The sequence below is a fragment of the Kitasatospora sp. NPDC056800 genome (assembly GCF_042789775.1).
In the GTDB taxonomy this organism is placed as follows: Bacteria; Actinomycetota; Actinomycetes; order Streptomycetales; family Streptomycetaceae; genus Kitasatospora.
On sequence record NZ_JBHUAL010000082.1, the window covers coordinates 18,961 to 35,969 of the forward strand.

General features: G+C 75.1%; 14 protein-coding genes. 6 read left to right on the top strand and 8 right to left on the bottom strand.

Annotated features, from left to right (window positions below; translation table 11 throughout):
- Positions 1-23: 23 nt before the first annotated feature.
- Together ACFRQN_RS19475 and ACFRQN_RS19480 are read right to left on the bottom strand one after the other, a co-directional pair.
- On the bottom strand, positions 24-785 hold the full coding sequence (locus tag ACFRQN_RS19475; protein ID WP_380741329.1) for a cache domain-containing protein: 762 nt from the start codon (positions 783-785) through the stop codon (positions 24-26).
- Positions 786-925: 140 nt separating this feature from the next.
- Positions 926-1,678: a FadR/GntR family transcriptional regulator gene (locus tag ACFRQN_RS19480; RefSeq protein ID WP_380741330.1), complete on the bottom strand. Its 753-nt coding sequence runs from the start codon at positions 1,676-1,678 to the stop codon at positions 926-928.
- Positions 1,679-1,962: 284 nt separating this feature from the next.
- Between ACFRQN_RS19480 and ACFRQN_RS19485 the strand changes: the two genes are divergently transcribed.
- Together ACFRQN_RS19485 and ACFRQN_RS19490 are read left to right on the top strand one after the other, a co-directional pair.
- Positions 1,963-3,501 (top strand): APC family permease, encoded by a 1,539-nt coding sequence (locus tag ACFRQN_RS19485; RefSeq protein ID WP_380741331.1) that lies wholly within the window; start codon positions 1,963-1,965, stop codon positions 3,499-3,501.
- A 68-nt stretch (positions 3,502-3,569) separates the two neighbouring features.
- Positions 3,570-4,742, top strand: a complete 1,173-nt coding sequence (locus tag ACFRQN_RS19490) for a CaiB/BaiF CoA transferase family protein (protein ID WP_380741343.1) — start codon at positions 3,570-3,572, stop codon at positions 4,740-4,742.
- Positions 4,743-4,966: 224 nt separating this feature from the next.
- Here ACFRQN_RS19490 and ACFRQN_RS19495 read toward each other — a convergent pair whose 3' ends face one another.
- The 5 genes from ACFRQN_RS19495 to ACFRQN_RS19515 form a co-directional block, all read right to left on the bottom strand.
- On the bottom strand, positions 4,967-6,019 hold the full coding sequence (locus ACFRQN_RS19495) for a hypothetical protein (protein ID WP_380741333.1): 1,053 nt from the start codon (positions 6,017-6,019) through the stop codon (positions 4,967-4,969).
- A gap of 211 nt (positions 6,020-6,230) precedes the next feature.
- Positions 6,231-7,835 carry an alpha-amylase family glycosyl hydrolase gene (locus ACFRQN_RS19500; RefSeq protein ID WP_380741335.1) on the bottom strand — a complete coding sequence of 535 codons (1,605 nt, stop codon included), beginning with the start codon at positions 7,833-7,835 and terminating at the stop codon, positions 6,231-6,233.
- A gap of 213 nt (positions 7,836-8,048) precedes the next feature.
- A complete protein-coding gene (locus ACFRQN_RS19505; protein WP_380741336.1) occupies positions 8,049-8,726 on the bottom strand; it encodes a bifunctional 4-hydroxy-2-oxoglutarate aldolase/2-dehydro-3-deoxy-phosphogluconate aldolase in 678 nt (225 codons plus the stop codon).
- A complete protein-coding gene (locus ACFRQN_RS19510; RefSeq protein ID WP_380741337.1) occupies positions 8,723-10,405 on the bottom strand; it encodes an amidohydrolase family protein in 1,683 nt (560 codons plus the stop codon). Before ACFRQN_RS19510 ends, ACFRQN_RS19505 begins: the two co-directional genes overlap by 4 nt.
- Positions 10,405-11,706, bottom strand: coding sequence for an amino acid deaminase (locus ACFRQN_RS19515; protein ID WP_380741338.1), 1,302 nt, complete (start codon positions 11,704-11,706; stop codon positions 10,405-10,407). The genes ACFRQN_RS19510 and ACFRQN_RS19515 overlap by 1 nt, the downstream gene beginning before the upstream one ends.
- A 242-nt stretch (positions 11,707-11,948) precedes the next feature.
- Here ACFRQN_RS19515 and ACFRQN_RS19520 point away from each other — a divergent pair, with 242 nt between their 5' ends.
- The 4 genes from ACFRQN_RS19520 (at position 11,949) to ACFRQN_RS19535 (ending at position 15,196) form a co-directional block, all read left to right on the top strand.
- Positions 11,949-13,088 carry a sugar kinase gene (locus ACFRQN_RS19520; RefSeq protein ID WP_380741339.1) on the top strand — a complete coding sequence of 380 codons (1,140 nt, stop codon included), beginning with the start codon at positions 11,949-11,951 and terminating at the stop codon, positions 13,086-13,088.
- 31 nt (positions 13,089-13,119) lie between these two features.
- A complete protein-coding gene (locus ACFRQN_RS19525; RefSeq protein ID WP_380741340.1) occupies positions 13,120-13,869 on the top strand; it encodes an IclR family transcriptional regulator in 750 nt (249 codons plus the stop codon).
- A gap of 28 nt (positions 13,870-13,897) precedes the next feature.
- Positions 13,898-14,326 (top strand): RidA family protein, encoded by a 429-nt coding sequence (locus tag ACFRQN_RS19530; RefSeq protein ID WP_380741341.1) that lies wholly within the window; start codon positions 13,898-13,900, stop codon positions 14,324-14,326.
- Between the two features lie 150 nt (positions 14,327-14,476).
- Positions 14,477-15,196 (top strand): DUF2470 domain-containing protein, encoded by a 720-nt coding sequence (locus tag ACFRQN_RS19535; protein WP_049652387.1) that lies wholly within the window; start codon positions 14,477-14,479, stop codon positions 15,194-15,196.
- Between the two features lie 58 nt (positions 15,197-15,254).
- Here the strand turns inward: ACFRQN_RS19535 and ACFRQN_RS19540 are convergent, their stop codons facing one another.
- Entirely contained in the window at positions 15,255-16,805 is a 1,551-nt protein-coding gene (locus ACFRQN_RS19540; protein WP_380741342.1) for an APC family permease, read from the bottom strand.
- Positions 16,806-17,009: the final 204 nt, after the last annotated feature.

Here is a 17,009-nt window from a genome sequence, read left to right on the forward strand (position 1 = left end):
TGCCGGCACCGTCCGGTCACCCGTCAGCCGCGCACCACCGTCCAGTCCACCGCCGCCGACGGCACCCCGGCCCGCTCTGCCGCCGGGTCCGCGAGCAGCCCGCGCGCCAGCGAACCCACCGGCAGGGCCGGGGTGGTGGCGGCCAGCACCCGCCCCTCGCCGTCGAGCAGCGCGGCCTCACCGGCCAGCTCCCGCAGCGGCGGCACCAGCAGCCGTTCCAGCGCGGCCAGCGGGACGTCCCCGGCCGCCACCCCGACGAAGCCGGCGCCCGGGACGACCACCGGCCGGGCGCAGCACAGCACGTACCGGTCGGCACAGAGCAGGTCGACCTGCGGCCCGGCCACCACGGCCCGCCCCTCGTCCCGGGGCCGGGCGAACCAGGGCAGCGCCCGGTAGTCGTAGAACTCGGCGTCCGCCGGGTCGAGCACGAGGCGCAGCCGCCGCTCCCCGGCCCCGCGCGCGCCGCGGTACCACCACTCCGCGTGCAGGTCCGCGTCGGCGAGCGCGCCGGGTGCCACGACCGCTCCGCAGCCGAACCAGCGCGAGCCGGGCCGCGCCAGCAGTTCGCCCACCGCCCCGCGCACCGCGGCGAGTTCGGCGGCCCCGGGCCGGCGGCCCTCGGCAGCCGCCCGGGTCCAGCAGTCGGCCGCGGCCGCCCGCAGGCCGTCCAGTTCGGCGAGCACCTCGTCGACGGCTGCGGCGACCCGTCGGGCGCAGCGCTCGACGGCGGCGGGCCCGCCGCGGGCTCGGGCAACGGGCAGGGCGGGGCTGGACGCGCTGGTCATGACGGCTCCGGCGGCGAGGGAGGGTTCCGGCGGCAACGGGCTTCCGGCAACGGACTTCCGGCGAGGGGCGGCCCCGGCAACGGACTTCCGGCGAGGGGCGGCTCCGGGAACAACGGGTTCCGGGAGCAACCGGCCCCGGCTCAGCCGTCGTCCGCCAACTCCAGGTGCCGCCGGACCAGATGGTGGACGCAGGCCACCGCGTGCGCCTCGGCCGCGGCCCGGGCGCCGGCCGCGTCGCCGGCCAGCACCGCGACCAGGATCTCCCGGTGCTGCTCGGCGAAGCGCGCCTGGTCCGGCCCGTGCGGGGCGGGCAGCCAGAGCAGCGGCCCGAGTTCGGCCTGGAGCCGGACGGCGAGCTGGGTGAGCCGCACCGACTGGGCGGCGACGGCGAGTTCGATGTGGAAGCGGGCGTCGGCGCGGCACCGCTCGGCGGGCCCGGCGGCGTCGCGCAGGTCGTGCACCAGCCGGGTGAGCCTGGGGCCGAGGTCGGCCGGGGCGCGTTCGGCGGCGAGCCGGGCGGCGGTGCCGAAGACGGCCAGCTCCTCGTCGCCGAGGTCGCGCAGGTCGACGGTGGCGAGGTCGCGCAGCCGGGCGAGCTGGAGGTGCTGGGAGCCCTCGGCGGGGGTGCGGACGAAGCTGCCGCCGTTGCGGCCGCGCCGGGTCTCGATCAGCCCGGCCTCGCGGAGCAGGGCGAGGGCCTCGCGGACGGTGCCGTTGGCGACGCCGAGCTGGTCGGCGAGGTCGTTCTCGCTGGGCAGTTGGTCCCCGTCCGCGACCAGCCCGAGGGCGATCGCCTCGGTGATCCGGCGGGCCACCGCGTCGGCGCGACCGAGGTCGGCGAGCGGCGCGAGGACGGCGCTGAGCAGCGAGGTCGCACTGCCGATGGTCGTCACACCGCCCCCTCCTCGATCACCGTCGCCGGGTCGCCCGTCGCCGGATCACCCACCGCCGGATGAGCGTCTCCGAACCGCCGTCGCCGGATCACCGTCCGACCGGATGTTTCCCGCAGGGTACCTCCCGGTCGAGCGCGCACCCTTGCCGCTAGAAACTCAATCTCGTATGTTCTCCCGCAGCCTCGGCCCGAACAGCACCCCGCAGCACTCCCCCACGCATCACGACGACGCGTCACAACGACGCGTCCTGACGACGCATCACGACACGTTCCCAGGAGCAGGTCATGACCGATGCCATTGCCCGTGCCACCGCCCACTCCCCCGACCCGGACGCCGAACGGCTGGCCGCCCTCGGCTACACCTCCGAGTTCAAGCGCGATATGAGCCTCTGGGCGAACTTCTCGCTCGGCTTCACCTATCTCTCCCCCGTGGTCGGCGTGTACACACTCTTCGCCACCTCGCTCCAGACCGCCGGGCCGCCGATGGTCTGGAGCTTCCTGATCGCGGGCCTCGGCCAGCTGCTGGTGGCCCTGGTGTTCAGCGAGGTGGTCGCCCAGTTCCCGGTGGCCGGCGGGGTGTACCCGTGGGCGCGCCGGCTCTGGGGCCGCACCTGGGGCTGGCTGACCGGCTGGGTGTACCTGCTGGCGCTGATGTCCACCATCGCGGCCGTCTCCTACGGCGCCGGCCCGTACGTGGCCGCCCTCCTGGGCGTCGAGCCGAGCACCGCGACGACCGTCTGGTGCGCGCTCGGCCTGCTGGCGCTCGCCACCGTGATCAACCTCGGCGGCACCCGGGTCCTGTCGGCGGCGGCCATGTTCGGCTTCGCCGCCGAGCTGCTCGGCGCCCTGGCGGTCGGCGCCTGGCTGCTGCTGACGCACCGCTACCACGGCCTCGGCGTGGTCTTCGACCGCTTCGGCGCGGGCGGCGACGGGAACTACGCCGACGCCTTCCTGGCCGCCGGGCTGATCGCGGTCTTCCTGTTCTTCGGCTTCGAGGCCTGCGGCGACGTCGCCGAGGAGGTGGCCGACCCGGGTCGACAGATCCCCAAGTCGATGCGGCGCACCATCTACGTCGGCGGCGCGGCGGCGATCGGGGTCAGCCTGGCCCTGGTGATGTCGATCCAGGACATCGGCGCGGTGGTCTCCGGCGACGACAAGGACCCGGTGGCCAAGGTGCTGCACGACGCCTTCGGCGCGGCCGGCGCCCGGGTGGTGATCGGCGTGGTGCTGATCTCCTTCCTGTCCTGCGTGCTGAGCCTCCAGGCGGCGGCGAGCCGGCTCGCGTACTCCTTCGCCCGGGACCGGATGATCGCGGGCAGCCGGCTGCTGGCCACCGTCTCGGGCCGACTGCGGGTGCCGCCGTACGCGCTGCTGCTCGCTGCGGCGCTGCCCGGCGTGATCATCGTCGGTGCCTCGGCGCTCTCCGAGGGCGCCCTCACGAAGATCATCTCCTTCTCCAGCATCGGCATCTACCTGGCTTTCCAGATGGTGGTGCTGGCCGCCCTGCGGGCCCGGCTGCGCGGCTGGCGCCCGAGCGGGGACTTCCGGCTCGGCCGCTGGGGCCTGGCGGTGAACATCGGCGCGCTGGTCTACGGCGTCGCCGCGATCGTCAACATCTGCTGGGGCCGCACCCCGGACGCCGCCTGGTACGACAACTACCTGGTGCTGCTCTCGGCGGTGGTCGTGCTCGCGGCCGGCGGCCTCTACCTCCTGCTGGCCCGCCCGCACCTGCGCGGCGACGCCCCCTCGGGCGACGCGACGGCCGGTGGCGCGGCGACCGGCGACGCGACGGCCGCGGCCGGGGCGGCCAGGGGGCGGTCGTGACCGGGCTCCCGCTGGACGGCGTCCTGGTCGCCGACTTCGGCCGGGTCCTCGCCGCGCCCTACCTGACCATGCTGCTGGCCGACCTCGGCGCCGACGTGATCAAGGTCGAGCAGCCCGGCACCGGCGACGACACCCGCGCCTGGGGCCCGCCGCACGCCCAGGGCGAGGCCACCTACTTCCTCTCCGTCAACCGCAACAAGCGCTCCCTCACCCTCGACCTGCGCGACCCGGCCGACCACGCCCGCGCCGTCGAACTCGTCCGCCGCGCCGACGTACTGGTGGAGAACTTCCGCCCCGGCACGATGGCCCGCCACGGCCTCGGCCCGGACCGCGCCGAGGCGCTCAACCCGCGGCTGGTCTACTGCTCGATCACCGGCTTCGGCTCCGGCGAGGGCGCCGGACTGCCCGGCTACGACCTGCTGGTGCAGGCCGTCGGCGGCCTGATGTCGGTCACCGGCCCGGCCCCCGGCGAGCCGGTGAAGACCGGCGTCGCGCTGGTGGACGTCCTGACCGGACTGCACGCGGCGGTCGGCGTGCTGGCCGCGCTGCGCGAGCGCGAGGCCACCGGCCGGGGCCAGCTGGTGGAGCTGAACCTGCTCTCCACCCTGCTCTCCGGCCTGGTCAACCAGTCCGCCGGCTACACCCTGGCCGGCGCCGTGCCCGGCATCCTCGGCAACCGCCACCCCTCCATCGCCCCGTACGAGGTGTTCGCCTCCGCCGACCGCCCGCTGGTCGTCGCGGTCGGCAACGACCGGCAGTTCGCCGCGCTCTGCCGGGGCGTGGGCGCCCCCGAGCTGGCCGCCGACCCGCGCTTCGCCACCAACGCCGACCGGGTCGCGCACGTGGGCGCGCTGGCCCGCGAGCTCACCGCCCGGCTCGAACGCCGCACCGCCGCCGAGTGGTTCGCGGTCCTCACCCCGCTCGGCGTGCCCTGCGGACCGGTCAACGACCTGGCCGGGGCCTTCGCCCTCGCCGACTCGCTCGGCCTGCACCCGCGGGCGCCGCTGCCCGGCCCGAACGGCCGCCCGCTGGAGCTGGTCGCCAACCCGATCGGCCTCTCCCGCACCCCGCCCCGCTACCACCTGCCCCCGCCCCGGCTCGGCGAGCACACCGCCGAGCTCACCGCCTGGCTGGACGCCCCGCACGACGAGCGCCCGCACGACCGACACGCCCCGCACGACCAGGACGCCCCGACCGCCCCGACCGACCCGTACGACAAGGACCCCGAGGACCGCCCATGAGCACCCCGCACCGCACCCGCACGCCAGGGTGACCCCGACGGGCACCGGCGAGATCCACACCCTGGTGGTCGGCTAGGCCCTCATCGGGCAGGCGGCGTACCGCCAGGCGCGTACGGGGGGACGCCGAGGCCCGCGTCCGGCTTGTCCAGGGCCGGGCGCGGGCCGCCGATCCCCACCCGGTGCCGATGCCCGTGGCACCCGGTGAAGCCTTCCGAGGGGCGCGGTCAGACCGCGACCGCCTCCTCCATCTCCTCCTCGGCCTCCGCCGGCGTCTCGACCGGACGGCGCCCGCGGCCCTCGTACATCGCCGCGGCCACCAGGGCCGCCCCGCCGAGCAGCAGCCAGACCAGCAGGGTCACGACGTGCCCGCCGAGGCCCGCGCCGCCGTCGAAGTACATGATGCTGCGCGCGCCCTCCAGGAAGCCGGCGCCGGTCCAGAAGCCGTGCAGGCCGCCGAAGAACCCGTTCTGCAGCTCGGGCCGGTAGATGCCGCCGGAGGAGGTGAAGTTCAGCATCACGAACAGCACCATCAGGGCCAGCGTGGTCCACTTCTTCAGGAAGCTGTGCAGGCCGATGCCGATCAGCACGATGCCCGCCGAGTAGAGCCAGCCCAGCGCCCAGATCGCCGCGTAGTCGTGGTCGACCACGTGGAAGACCGGCCCGGCGGTGACGATGCCGATCACGCTGACCGCCAGCGAGACCGCCACCCCGACCAGCGCCCGGACCGCCATGCTCAGCCCCGCGCCGGCGGCGCCGATCACCGCGACGCTGGCGTAGGAGCCGATGCTCAGTGCGACCAGCAGGAAGAACAGGCCCTGTCCGGTCGGGTCGCCCGCGGCCGGGGTGGTCAGGTCGGTGACGCGCAGCGGCACGCCCTGCCGGTCGGTGACGTTGGTGAACACCGCCGTGGCGGCCACCACCGAGGTGTCCGAGTTCCCCTTGGCGACGATCAGCTCGGGGCTCTTGGCGTCCGGCACGAAGGCGCCCACCAGGTCCCGGTCGCGCAGCTGCTGCTCGGCGGCGGCCCGGTCGTCCACGGTGCGGACGTCGAGCGCGTTCCCGGCCTTGCCCTGGATGGCCTGCGCCAGGCCCTGCGCCTGCGGCGTGGTGCCGACCACCGCCACCTTGAGGTGGTGGGGCTCGGGCTGGTGGAAGGCGCCCTGGTAGGCGAGCGCCATGCCCAGGCACATCAGCAGCGGGGTGATCAGGTGGATGGCCAGGTGCTTGAGCGAGTGCCCCAGGGTGGGCGCTGCGGCGGGGTTCCGGGGTGTGCTCATGGCGTTCGTACCGTCCTCCGGTGGCGTGTCTGTCAGCTTGATCATGAAGGTGGCAAATGCAACCAATGAGGGTGGTAAATGCAACCATCTATCGATGTAGCTTACAACTATCCGACACCGATCGGAAGCCGGGCCCCGAACAGGACCCGGCTCCCCGCCACACTCGGCCCGGCTACCGCACCCGTACGCGGCCCGGCTACCCCGCCCGCGCTCAGCCCAGCTCGAACACCCCGTACGAGAACCCGTCCGCCCACAGCTCCCCGTCCGCGACCCGCACGCCCTGCACCTCCAGCGGCCGGACGCCCGGCGCCGACGGGACGCCCTCCGGCAGGCCCGGCAGCCGGACGGACGCCGGCTCCCGGCGCGGATTGACCGCCACCAGGTACCGCCCGGCCCGGGTGTACACCAGCGGGTAGCCGGCGTGCCGGACCTCCACCCCGCCGGCCGCGCCCAGCCCCGGGTGCGCCCGGCGCAGCGCGATCAGCCGCCGGACGGTGTGCAGCAGCGAGGTGGGGTCGGCGCGCTGGGAGAGCACGTCCGGACGGTGCGGGTCCGGGTCCACCGGCAGGTACAGCCGCTCGGGCGGGGCGCTGGAGAAACCGGCGGTGGGGCCGGGCGTCCACTGCATCGGGGTGCGCGAGCCGGCCCGGTTGAACCGCGGCCCGAGGACGCTGCCCTCGGTGTCGGGCAGGCCCGGCAGGTAGCGCATGCCGATCTCGTCGCCGTAGTAGACCGCCGGGAGGGTGGGCCAGGTGAGCAGGAAGGCGAAGGCGGGGGCGAGTTGCTCCGCGGTGCGCGGACCGGTGGCCAGCCGGGAGAAATCGTGGTTGGCGGTGGGCAGCACGATCTGCCCGCCGCCCTCGGTGAGTTCGGCGGCGGAGCGCCAGGCGTCCAGGAAGGGCTGCGGGGTGCCCCGGCCCTCGGCCTCGAAGTAGCAGGCCTCCTGGTGCCAGAACTCCTCGACCGTCCCGCCGTTGTTGTTCCAGAGCGAGCGCAGCGGCAGGCCGTGGTCCGCGCCGCCGAAGTGCAGGAAGAAGTCGGCGTGGAAGCCGGCCGTGACGGCGGCGGCCGGGTCGCCCCACTCGGCGAGCAGGACGGCCTCGGGGTGGGCGCGGTCCAGCCAGTCGCGCAGCTCGGTCCAGAGCTTGGCGGTCTCCACCTTGCCCGGGTCGTCCTTGACCAGCGAGTAGGCCATGTCCACCCGGAAGCCGGACACCCCGAGGCCGAGCCAGTGCGCCATGATCGCGCGCAGCGCCGCCCGGTTGGCGCGCGGGCCGTCCGCGTCCACCGCCTGCCGCCAGGGCTCCTCGGAACTGCCGCGCGCGTAGCCGAAGTTGAGCGCTGGCTGACAGTCGAAGAAGTTCGGCAGGTACCAGCCGGGGCGGCTGCCGGGCGAGGCGACGAAGCCGTCCACCGGGTGGTCGGACCAGATGTACCGGTGGTCGGACGGGTCCTCGGCGGAGGCCAGGAACCAGGGGTGGCGGTCGGAGGTGTGCCCGGCCACCAGGTCCAGCAGGACCCGGATGCCCTTGCCGCGGGCGGCCTCCACCAGGGCGGCCAGGTCCTCGGTGCTGCCGTAGCGCGGGGCCGGGGTGAGGTAGTCGGCGACGTCGTACCCGGCGTCGCGGAACGGCGAGGCGAAGCAGGGGTTGAGCCAGACGGTGTCGACGCCGAGCCAGGCGAGGTGGTCCAGGTGCTCGGCGATGCCGGCGAAGTCGCCGATGCCGTCGCCGTCGGAGTCGGCGAAGCTCTGGGGGTAGATCTGGTACAGCACGGCGTCGGCGAGCCAGTCGGGGCCGGGGCGGGTCGAGGTCATGGGCGGTTCCTCCTGCCGGGTCCGGGGCCCGGGGCTGGCCGGGCGGGGAGGGGCTGGGCCGGGACGGGCTCGGCCGGGGCCGAGCCGGGTGCCCCCGATTCTCGTCCAATCCCGGCCGTCCCGACAGCCCGCCTCGCCCCGCCGCAGACGCCGATGCCCCGCCGCGAACACCGACGGCCCGACTGCGCCCCCACCGCAGATGTCGACGGCCCGCTACGCCCCCGCCGCCCCGGTGCAGGCCGCCGTGAACGCCCGGGCCCGCCGGGTGATCTCGGCCCAGTCCCCCGCCGCGACCACGTCCGGCGGCACCACGTCCGTCCCCGCGCAGACCGCGAGCGCGCCGTACGCCAGGAACTCTGCGGCGTTGCCCGCGTTCACCCCGCCGGAGGCCACCAGCGGCACGTCGGGGTACGGGCCGCGCAGGTCCTTGAAGTAGCCGGGGCCGAACGCCCGGGCCGGGAAGATCTTGACGGCGGCGGCCCCGAGGTCCACCGCGTGCGCCACCTCGGTCGGGGTGAGCGCCCCGAGCACCACCGGCACCCCGGCGACGGCCGCCGCCTCGGCGACCTCGGGGCGGCAGCCGGGGGTGACCAGGAAGGACGCCCCCGCCTCGACCCCGCGCCGCGCCTGCTCGGCGGTCAGCACCGTTCCGACGCCGACCCGCCAGCCGGCCTTCGAGGCCCGGAGCAGATGGTCCGTCACATTAGGTGTGGTGTAGGTGAATTCGGTCAGGTTGATACCGCCCTCGGCGAGGGCGGCGCAGAGCGCGGCGGCGTCCGGGATCCGGGGTGCGCGGACCACCGCGATCACCGGTTCGTCGCGCAGGACGGAAAGCCCGGTCGGAACGGAGGGGTCGGAGGTGGGGTCGGTCGGGGCGGACGGCTCGGTCATATGGCCAGGGTTCCTCGGTCGGTTCGGCGCAGGGCACGCCCGGGTCGGGCGCCGGTGGTGCGGCCCTCCCGGACGACGGCGCTGCCGTTGACGTACACGTACTCGATGCCCTCGGCGGGCAGCCGGGGGTCCTCGAAGGTGGCGGCGTCCCGGACCTTCCCGGGGTCGAGGAGCACCAGGTCGGCGTGGTGGCCGGGGGCGATCCGGCCCCGCCGGTCCAGCCCCAGCCGGGCGGCGGGGCGGCCGGTCATCCGGGCGATCGTCTCCTCCAGCGTGAGAACTCCCAACTCCCGGCTGTAGTGGCCGAGGTAGCGCGGGAAGGTACCCCAGGCGCGCGGGTGCGGCCGGGCGCCGACCAGCAGTCCGTCGCTGCCGACGGTGTGCGCGCGGTGGCGCATGATCGCCCGGACGTTCTCCTCGTGCCCGACGTGCTGGAGGATGGTGGTGGCCAGCCCGTCCCGGCGCAGCAGGTCCAGGAAGACCTCGGTGCCGGTCCGCCGCTCCTCGACGGCCAGTTCGGCGACGGTGCGGCCGACCGTCCCGGCGAGCGGGGCCGAGCCGACGCCGGAGATCTGGATCGTCGCCCAGTCGGTGACCACTCCGTGGCAGCCGTCGCTGCCCTTCTCCTCCACCTCGTACCGGATCCTCGCGCACTGCGCGGGGTCGTCGAGCCGCGCCAGCGTCGCGGCCGGGCCGCCCTCGGTGGCCCAACTCGGCAGCAGGGCGGCCAGGGTGGTGGAGCCGGGCAGGTAGGGGTAGCTGTCCAGGGTGAGGTCCACGCCGTCGGCGAGCGCCCGGTCGAGGAGCTCCAGCAGCTCGCCGGCCCGGCCCCGGTTGACCCCGAAGTTCATCGTGGCGTGGGTCAGGTGCAGCGCGCAGCCGCTCCGCCGGGCGATCTCCACCATCTCCGCGTAGCCCTCCAACGCCCCTTCGCCGTAAGAGCGTTGGTGCGGGGCGTGGAAGCCGCCGTAGGCCGCGACGACGGTGCACAGCTCGACCAGCTCGGCGGTGTCCGCGTACATCCCGGGGGTGTAGCTGAGGCCGCTGGACATGCCGACCGCGCCGTCCAGCAGGCTCTTCGCCAGCACCTGCCGCATCCGGTCGAGTTCGCCGGGGGTGGGCGGACGGTTGGCCCAGCCCATGACGAGCATCCGCAGCGTGCCGTGCGGGACGAGGTAGCAGGCGTTGACGGCGACGCCGCTGCGGTCGATCCGGTCGAGGTAGCCGGCGACGTCCCGCCAGTCCCAGTCGAAGCCGTCCGGATCGCCGTTCCAGCCCGCGAGTTGGCGGCGCAGCGCGGGCAGCGTGGCATCGTCGACCGGGGCGTAGGACAGGCCGTCCTGGCCGAGGACCTCACAGGTGACGCCCTGGGTGACCTTGGCCGGGTGCTCGGGTTCGCGCAGCAGGGCGAGGTCGGAGTGGGCGTGCATGTCGATGAAGCCGGGGGCCAGTACCAGCCCGTCGGCGTCCACCACCTCGGCCGCGCCGAGGCCCTTGCCGATCCCGCCGGTCCCGCCGCCCTCACCGGACTCGGCGATCTCCGCGATCTCCGCGATCTCGACGATCAGGCCGTCGGCGATCCGGACGTCCGCCCGGTAGCGCTCCGCGCCGGTGCCGTCCACCACGGTGGCGCCCCGGAAGACCGTCGCGCCCCCGCGGGCCGCTCTCTCCCCGGGCATCAGAAGAACGTCCTGACCAGGCCGGTGACCTTCGGCTCGGCCGCGTCCGCGGAGTCCAGCACCGGGATCGCCGTCCACTTGTCGAAGGCGGTGCAGGGGTGCGAGACGCCCAGCCGCAGCACGGCGCCGATCGGCGCGAGGTCGCCCGCGTCCCGCAGGAAGGCGTGCTGGTCGTTGAGTGCCGTGATCCGGGCCGCCGTTCCGGTCAACTCGGCGCCGCCGCGCACCCGTTGCGGCTCCGGCAGGCCCTCGTCGAAGGGCAGGTCGCGCTTGCCGGCGTCCAGCAGCGCGAGCTGCGGCTCGGGCCGGGAGACGACCCGGGCCCAGCCGTGCAGCGCGCCGCGGAACGGCGTCCGCCCGCCGTCCCGGGCCAGCGGCGAGATGCCCCGGTAGAAGCCGTCGTCGTGGGCGATGTACGCGCCCGAGCGCAGCACCGTGAACGACTCCGGCAGGTTCGCCAACTCCTCGACCACCAGGTCGAAGTAGGCGCTGCCGCCGGCCGAGACCACCGGCGGGGCGCCGTCCGGGTAGGCGCTCGCCAGCCGGCCGTGCAGCTCGCCGAGCTCCCGCAGGTAGCCGCGGACGGCGGCCAGTCCCTCGGCCGAGGCGTCGTGCGCGATCGCGCCCTCGTAGCCGCCGATGCCCGCCAGCCGCAGGGTGGGGGCGCGCAGCACCGCGGCGGCGACCTCGACGGCGGCGTCCGCACCGCGGGCGCCGGTCCGCCCGCCGGGGCCGCCGAGCTCGACCAGCACCTCGACCGGCCGTTCGGCTCCGGCGGCGCGCAGCGCCTCGTCCATCAGCCGCACGCTCTCGACGGAGTCGACCCAGGAGAGGAAGGCGAAGTCCGGGTCGGCGGCGAGCTCGTCGGCGAGCCAGGCCAGTCCGGCCGGGTCGAGCAGGGCGTTGGCGAGCAGGATGCGCTGGACCCCGAAGGCCCGGGCGATCCGCACCTGCGGCAGGTTGGCGAGGGTGATGCCGTGGCTTCCGGCGTCGAGCTGCGCCTGCCAGAGGGCGGGCGCCATGGTGGTCTTGCCGTGCGGGGCGAGCGCGACGCCCGCCTTGGCGCACCAGTCGGCCATGGTGCGGACGTTGTGGTCGAGGGCGGCGCCGTCGAGGGTGAGCAGCGGGGTGCCGAGCGAGGAGAGGGTGGGGCCGGTGGCGAGCCACTCCCGCGTGCTGCGGCCCCACGACTGCGGCGGAGCGGCTTTGAACCGCCAGTCGAGCGGTTCGTCGGCCAGGGCCGCCACCGCTCCCCGGGCGATCCCCGGCCCGGTACCGCTGCTTGCGAAGGTCTGCTCCACCGTGTTCCTCCATCCGCACAGGTTGCAACATGCGCAACGAGGGTTGCACATGCTGGCAACACGGTTCTAGCATCGGCGCCGGATCACGGTCAACGGACCGGACTCCCGGTCGACGGGGTCGGCTCACGTGCGGTGCTCGCGGAGAACGCGGTGCTCACGGACGAACGCGGCGTTCACGCGCCACGGAGTCGGCCCGGTGGGCCCGCTCTCGACGGAACGGCCGCAGACGAGGAGCCCCGCACATGCCGCGACAGGACACCCAGGGCCCGACCCGCCCCGGCGCTCCCCCGACGGCCGTGTGCGTGGGCGAGTCGATGGCCGTCCTGCTGCCGGACCGCCCGGGCCCGCTGGAGTCGGTGGAGAACTTCCGGCTCTCGGTCGGCGGCGCGGAGTCCAACGTGGCGGGCGCGCTGGCCGCGCACGGCGTGCCGACCGCCTGGATCAGCCGGGTCGGCGACGACGGCTTCGGCCGCCGGCTGCTCGCCGAGGTCGCCGCCCGCGGCGTGGACGTCTCGGCGGTCACGGTCGACCCGCACCGCCCGACCGGGCTCTACCTGAAGGAGGTCGGCGGCACCACCGGCGACCGCCACGACCTCGGCCCCGGCCGCAGCCGGCTGCACTACCACCGGCGCGGCTCCGCGGCCGCCGCGCTCTCCCCCGGCCTGCTCGCCGACCCGGCCGCCGCCGCGCTGCTGGCCGGCGCCCGGCTGCTGCACCTGTCCGGCATCACCGCCGCGCTCTCCGACGACTGCCTGGCCCTGCTGCGCGCCCTGCTCGCCGACCGCCGTCCGGGCCGCCTGGTCAGCTTCGACCTCAACTGGCGCCCCTCGCTCTGGCTCGACCGCGACCCGGCCGTCCTGCCGCCGCTGCTGGACGCCGCCGACCTGCTGCTGCTCGGCGCCGACGAGGCCGAGACCGCCTTCGGCACCGGCGACCCGGCCGAGCTCCGCCGCCGCTTCCCCACCCCGGCCACCGTCGTGGTCAAGGACGCGGCCCGGCAGGTCACCGCCCTGGAGCAGGACGGTACGGCGGTCACCGAGCCGGCCCTCGCGGTCGAGGTGGTCGAGGCCACCGGCGCGGGCGACGCCTTCGCGGCCGGCTACCTGGCCGGCACCGTCCGGGGCCTGGACCAGCGGCGCCGGCTGCGGCTCGGCCACCTGAGCGCCGCCTGCGCGCTGACCGCCCCCGGCGACCAGGCCGAGCTGCCGGACGCCGCCGTGGTGGCCGCCCTGCTCGACGCCTCCCCCGCCCAGTGGGCCGCCACCCGGGTCACCCCGGAGGGCATCACCGGCCCGTCCCTGCCCGCCGGCGTCGCACGCCCGACCGACCGGACGCCGTGCGCCGACCGGTCGTCGTCCGCCGACCGGGCCCGGGCACAATGAGCGGGAACCCCAGCCCTCGAAGCGGAGCACGATGAGTCAGACCGTCACCCGCGCCCTGCGCATCCTCGCCGAGCTCGGCGAGGGCGAGCGCTCCCTCGACCAGCTCGCCGAGGTGCTCGGCGTCCACAAGACGACCGTGCTCCGACTGCTGCAGAGCCTCGAAGAGGAACGGTTCGTCTATCGCGACGCGGCCTACCGCTACCACCTGGGCGCCGGCCTCTTCGCGCTCTCCGGTCTGGCCCTGGAGCAGCGCGGCGTGCGCCGGATCGCCGCCCCGCACCTGGCCGAGCTGAACGCCGCCACCGGCCAGACCGTGCACCTGGCCGCGTACGAGGGCGGCGAGGTGGTCTACATCGACAAGTTCGACTCCCGCCACCCGGTGCGGATGTACTCCCGGATCGGCCTGCGCGCCGCCCTGCACAGCGCCGCCGTCTCCAAGGTGCTGCTGGCCGACCTGCCGCTGCCGGAGCGGCGCCGGGTGGTGGCCGGGATCGACTTCGTCCGGCACACCGAGCGCACCCTGACCACCCCCGAGGCGCTGCTCGCCGAGCTGGAGAGGGTCGCCGCCCAGGGCTGGGCGCAGGACCACGCCGAGCACGAGTCCTTCATCAACTGCGTGGCCGCGCCCGTCCGGGACGCCAGCGGGCGGGTGGTCGCCGCCGCCTCGATCTCCGTCCCGGACGTCGTCCTGCCGTACGAGCAGGTGCTGGACCTGCTCCCGCAGCTGCTCGCCACCACCCGCGCCGTCTCGGCCGACTGCGGCCGCCCCGACCACAACTGACGAACCGTCACACAACGTAAGGAACCCGATGTCCGCCGAGCACCCCCAGACCTCCGAGAAGACCGAGATCCGCACCGACGGCGCCCCCGCCCCCGCCTGGATGTTCTCCCAGGGCGTCCGCAAGGGCCCGTTCCTCCAGGTCTCCGGCCAGGGCCCGCAGGACCCGGCCACCGGCGAGTACCTGCACCACGGCGACGTGAAGGCGCAGACCCGCCGCACCCTGGAGAACGTCAAGGCCATCGTCGAGGCCGGCGGCGCCACCATCGAGGACGTGGTGATGTTCCGCGTCTACCTCACCAAGCGCGCCGACTTCCCGCTGATGAACGAGGTCTACGCCGAGTTCATCGACGAGAACATCAAGCCCGGCGGCGTGAAGCCGTGCCGCACCACCGTCTTCGTCGAGCTGCCGCAGGAGCCGATGCTGGTCGAGATCGACGCCCAGGCCGTCATCGGCTGACCCGGCCCCGCCCGACGGAAGGGCCCGGACGCCACCCGCGCGTCCGGGCCCTTCCGCCTGCCCGGGCCCGCCCGCTCGCCCCACCGCCTGCTTGCCACACCCCCAGCCGCACATTAGGTTAGGCTCACCTAACTAACTGGAGGTCCGTCCATGAGCCTGCCCACCGGCGACACCGAGGTCCCCGAGCCCAGCACCGCCGACCGGATCCACAGCCTGCTCAGCACGACCTCCTCGCTCACCGTCCGCGCCCTGGGCGAGCACCACCACCTGGACACCCAGGTCTCCGTGCACGGCTCCCGGCTGCGGCTGCGCGCCGCCCTGGACGACCCGCTGACCACGGCCGCCGTCGGCGCCGCCGAGGGCCTCGCCGTCGTCCTCGACGTCACCGACATCGCCCCCGTCGCCGTCCGCGACCGCGTCCGCGCCCGCCTCACCCTGGCCGGCCGACTGCGGCCGGCCCACCTCACCGACGACGGCCTCGGCGTGCACCTGCGGGTGGACGTCGCCCACGCCGTCCTCGCCACCCCGTACGCCACCGGCGCGATCACCGCCGCCGACCTCGCCCTGGCCACCCCCGACCCGCTGGCCCGGTACGAGGCCATGCTGCTCACCCACCTCGCCGACGACCACGCCGAGGCGCTCGACGTCCTCACCCGGCTGCTCGACCCGGCCGTGCTCGCCCACGCCCCGGAGGTCCGCCCGCTCGCCCTGGACCGCCACGGCCTGGTGCTGCGCCTGGACCACTCGCACGGCCACCGCGACGTCCGCCTGGTCTTCCCCGAACCCGCCCGGGACACCGACGACTTCGGCCACCGGATGCACGAGCTGCTGGCCGCCGCCCAGTACGGCCTGCCGGTCCACCGGCGCTGAACCCGGGCCCGCCCGGCGCGAACGCCCGGGCCCGTCGGCCACCGCGGCCCCGGCCCGGTCACCGCTCGACCGCGTCCTCCAGCACCACCCGCCCGATCCGCGCGTACAGCCCGGGCCGCCACCGGCGCACCGCGAGCGCCAGCCCGACCCCGCCCGCGAACACCCCGATCACCAGGTACGGGATCAGCCGGAACAGCAGCGTGTGCGCCGCCTCCCCCGCCGCGGCGTCCCGGTTGAGCACCAGCAGCACCACCACCCCGGCCATCGCCACCCCGCCCGCCAGCGGCGCGGCCAGCGTCCGGAACCAGTGCGCCGTCTCCGGGTGCCGTCCGCGCACGTGGAAGTACCCGACCACGGCGAAGGAGCAGAGCGTCTGCACGACCAGGATCGCCATCGTCCCGAGCAGCGCCAGCAGCGTGTACAGGTGCGCGTACGGGTCCATGCCGGCCGCCAGGAACCCCGCCACCAGCCCCACCGCGATGACCGACTGTGTGACCGAGGCGACATGCGGCGAGCCGTGCCGCGGATGGGTGCGGCCGAGCGCCGGGTGCAGCAGCCCCTCCCGCCCGATCGCGTACAGGTACCGGGCCGCGCACTGGTGGAAGGCCATCGCGCAGGCGAACGAGCCGGTGACGACCAGCCATTGGAAGACCTTCACCGCCCAGGCCCCCAGGTGCGCGGCGAGCTGGTCGAAGAACAGGCTGTTGCCGTCCTTGCCCGGCACCGCGCCGCCCGCCACCGCGACCGCCCGCTCGACGCCGTTGCCGGACACGATCATCCAGGACACGAAGACGTAGAGCAGCCCGACCCCGATCACGGAGATCAGCGTGGCCCGCGGCACCACCCGCTTCGGGTCGCGGGACTCCTCGCCGTACATCGCGGTGGACTCGAAGCCCACCCAGGACCAGAACGCGAAGAACAGTCCGAGCCCGGCCGCCGAGGTGCCCGAACTCCCCACCCCCTTCAGCGCGTTCAGCGGGTTCAGGGTCCCGGCCGCGAGACCGTCCGGCCCGCCGCCGGAGAGCAGCACCGCCAGTGAGACCGCCGACAGGACGCCGATCTCCAGCACCAGCGCGACCCCGAGCACCCTGGCCGTCAGATGCAGGTCGAACCAGCCCATCACCCCGATCACCGCCGCCCCGAACAGCGCGTACCAGCCCCAGCCGACGTCCACCCCCAGCTGCGAACGGACCAGCCCGCGCAGCGAGTACGCGAAGAAGCCGAGGGCCGCGGCCTCGGTGACGACGTACGCGAGCACCGCGAGCAGCCCCGAGGCCATCCCCGCCACCCGCCCCAGCCCGTGCGAGACGTAGCCGTAGAACGCGCCGGCCGCGGTGATGTGCCGGGCCATCGCCACGTAGCCGACCGAGAACACCGTCAGCACCACGGTCGCCACGATGTACGCCGCGGGCGCGCCCGCGCCGTTGCCCTGACCGACGATGATCGGCAGGTTGCCGGTCATCGCGGTGATCGGGGCGGCGGTGGCGAGCGCCATGAACACCACGCCGACCAGGCCGACCGAGTCCGCCTTCAGCCGGTCGACCCCGCCCGCCCCGGGCCGCTCCCGCCCGGCCGTCTCCCCCGCCACGCCCCCGCTGCGGACCGCCATCCGGCCTCCTCGCCTCCCGGCCCGCCCGACCGCCGGACCGGCCGGGCGCTGACCGTCCGCCAGCATGGCGCCCCGGAGGCGCCCGGAGATCCCGGCGACCACCCTGCGGGACACCGGAGTTGACGCTTCGTTCGATCGCTCGAACACCCCGGGCGGCCCCGGGAACGAAAGCGGCCGGCCCGGCCGCACGAGGAGGTCCTCATG

Excerpts from the sequence above, each read along its gene's own strand:
- ACFRQN_RS19495 (WP_380741333.1), bottom strand. The coding sequence starts at position 6,019 with ATGAGCACACCCCGGAACCCCGCCGCAGCGCCCACCCTGGGGCACTCG.
- ACFRQN_RS19500 (WP_380741335.1), bottom strand. The coding sequence starts at position 7,835 with ATGACCTCGACCCGCCCCGGCCCCGACTGGCTCGCCGACGCCGTGCTG.
- ACFRQN_RS19510 (WP_380741337.1), bottom strand. The coding sequence starts at position 10,405 with ATGCCCGGGGAGAGAGCGGCCCGCGGGGGCGCGACGGTCTTCCGGGGC.
- ACFRQN_RS19485 (WP_380741331.1), top strand. The coding sequence starts at position 1,963 with ATGACCGATGCCATTGCCCGTGCCACCGCCCACTCCCCCGACCCGGAC.
- ACFRQN_RS19530 (WP_380741341.1), top strand. The coding sequence starts at position 13,898 with ATGTCCGCCGAGCACCCCCAGACCTCCGAGAAGACCGAGATCCGCACC.
- ACFRQN_RS19525 (WP_380741340.1), top strand. The coding sequence starts at position 13,120 with ATGAGTCAGACCGTCACCCGCGCCCTGCGCATCCTCGCCGAGCTCGGC.
- ACFRQN_RS19520 (WP_380741339.1), top strand. The coding sequence starts at position 11,949 with ATGCCGCGACAGGACACCCAGGGCCCGACCCGCCCCGGCGCTCCCCCG.
- ACFRQN_RS19475 (WP_380741329.1), bottom strand. The coding sequence starts at position 785 with ATGACCAGCGCGTCCAGCCCCGCCCTGCCCGTTGCCCGAGCCCGCGGC.
- ACFRQN_RS19540 (WP_380741342.1), bottom strand. The coding sequence starts at position 16,805 with ATGGCGGTCCGCAGCGGGGGCGTGGCGGGGGAGACGGCCGGGCGGGAG.
- ACFRQN_RS19505 (WP_380741336.1), bottom strand. The coding sequence starts at position 8,726 with ATGACCGAGCCGTCCGCCCCGACCGACCCCACCTCCGACCCCTCCGTT.
- ACFRQN_RS19490 (WP_380741343.1), top strand. The coding sequence starts at position 3,570 with ATGCTGCTGGCCGACCTCGGCGCCGACGTGATCAAGGTCGAGCAGCCC.
- ACFRQN_RS19535 (WP_049652387.1), top strand. The coding sequence starts at position 14,477 with ATGAGCCTGCCCACCGGCGACACCGAGGTCCCCGAGCCCAGCACCGCC.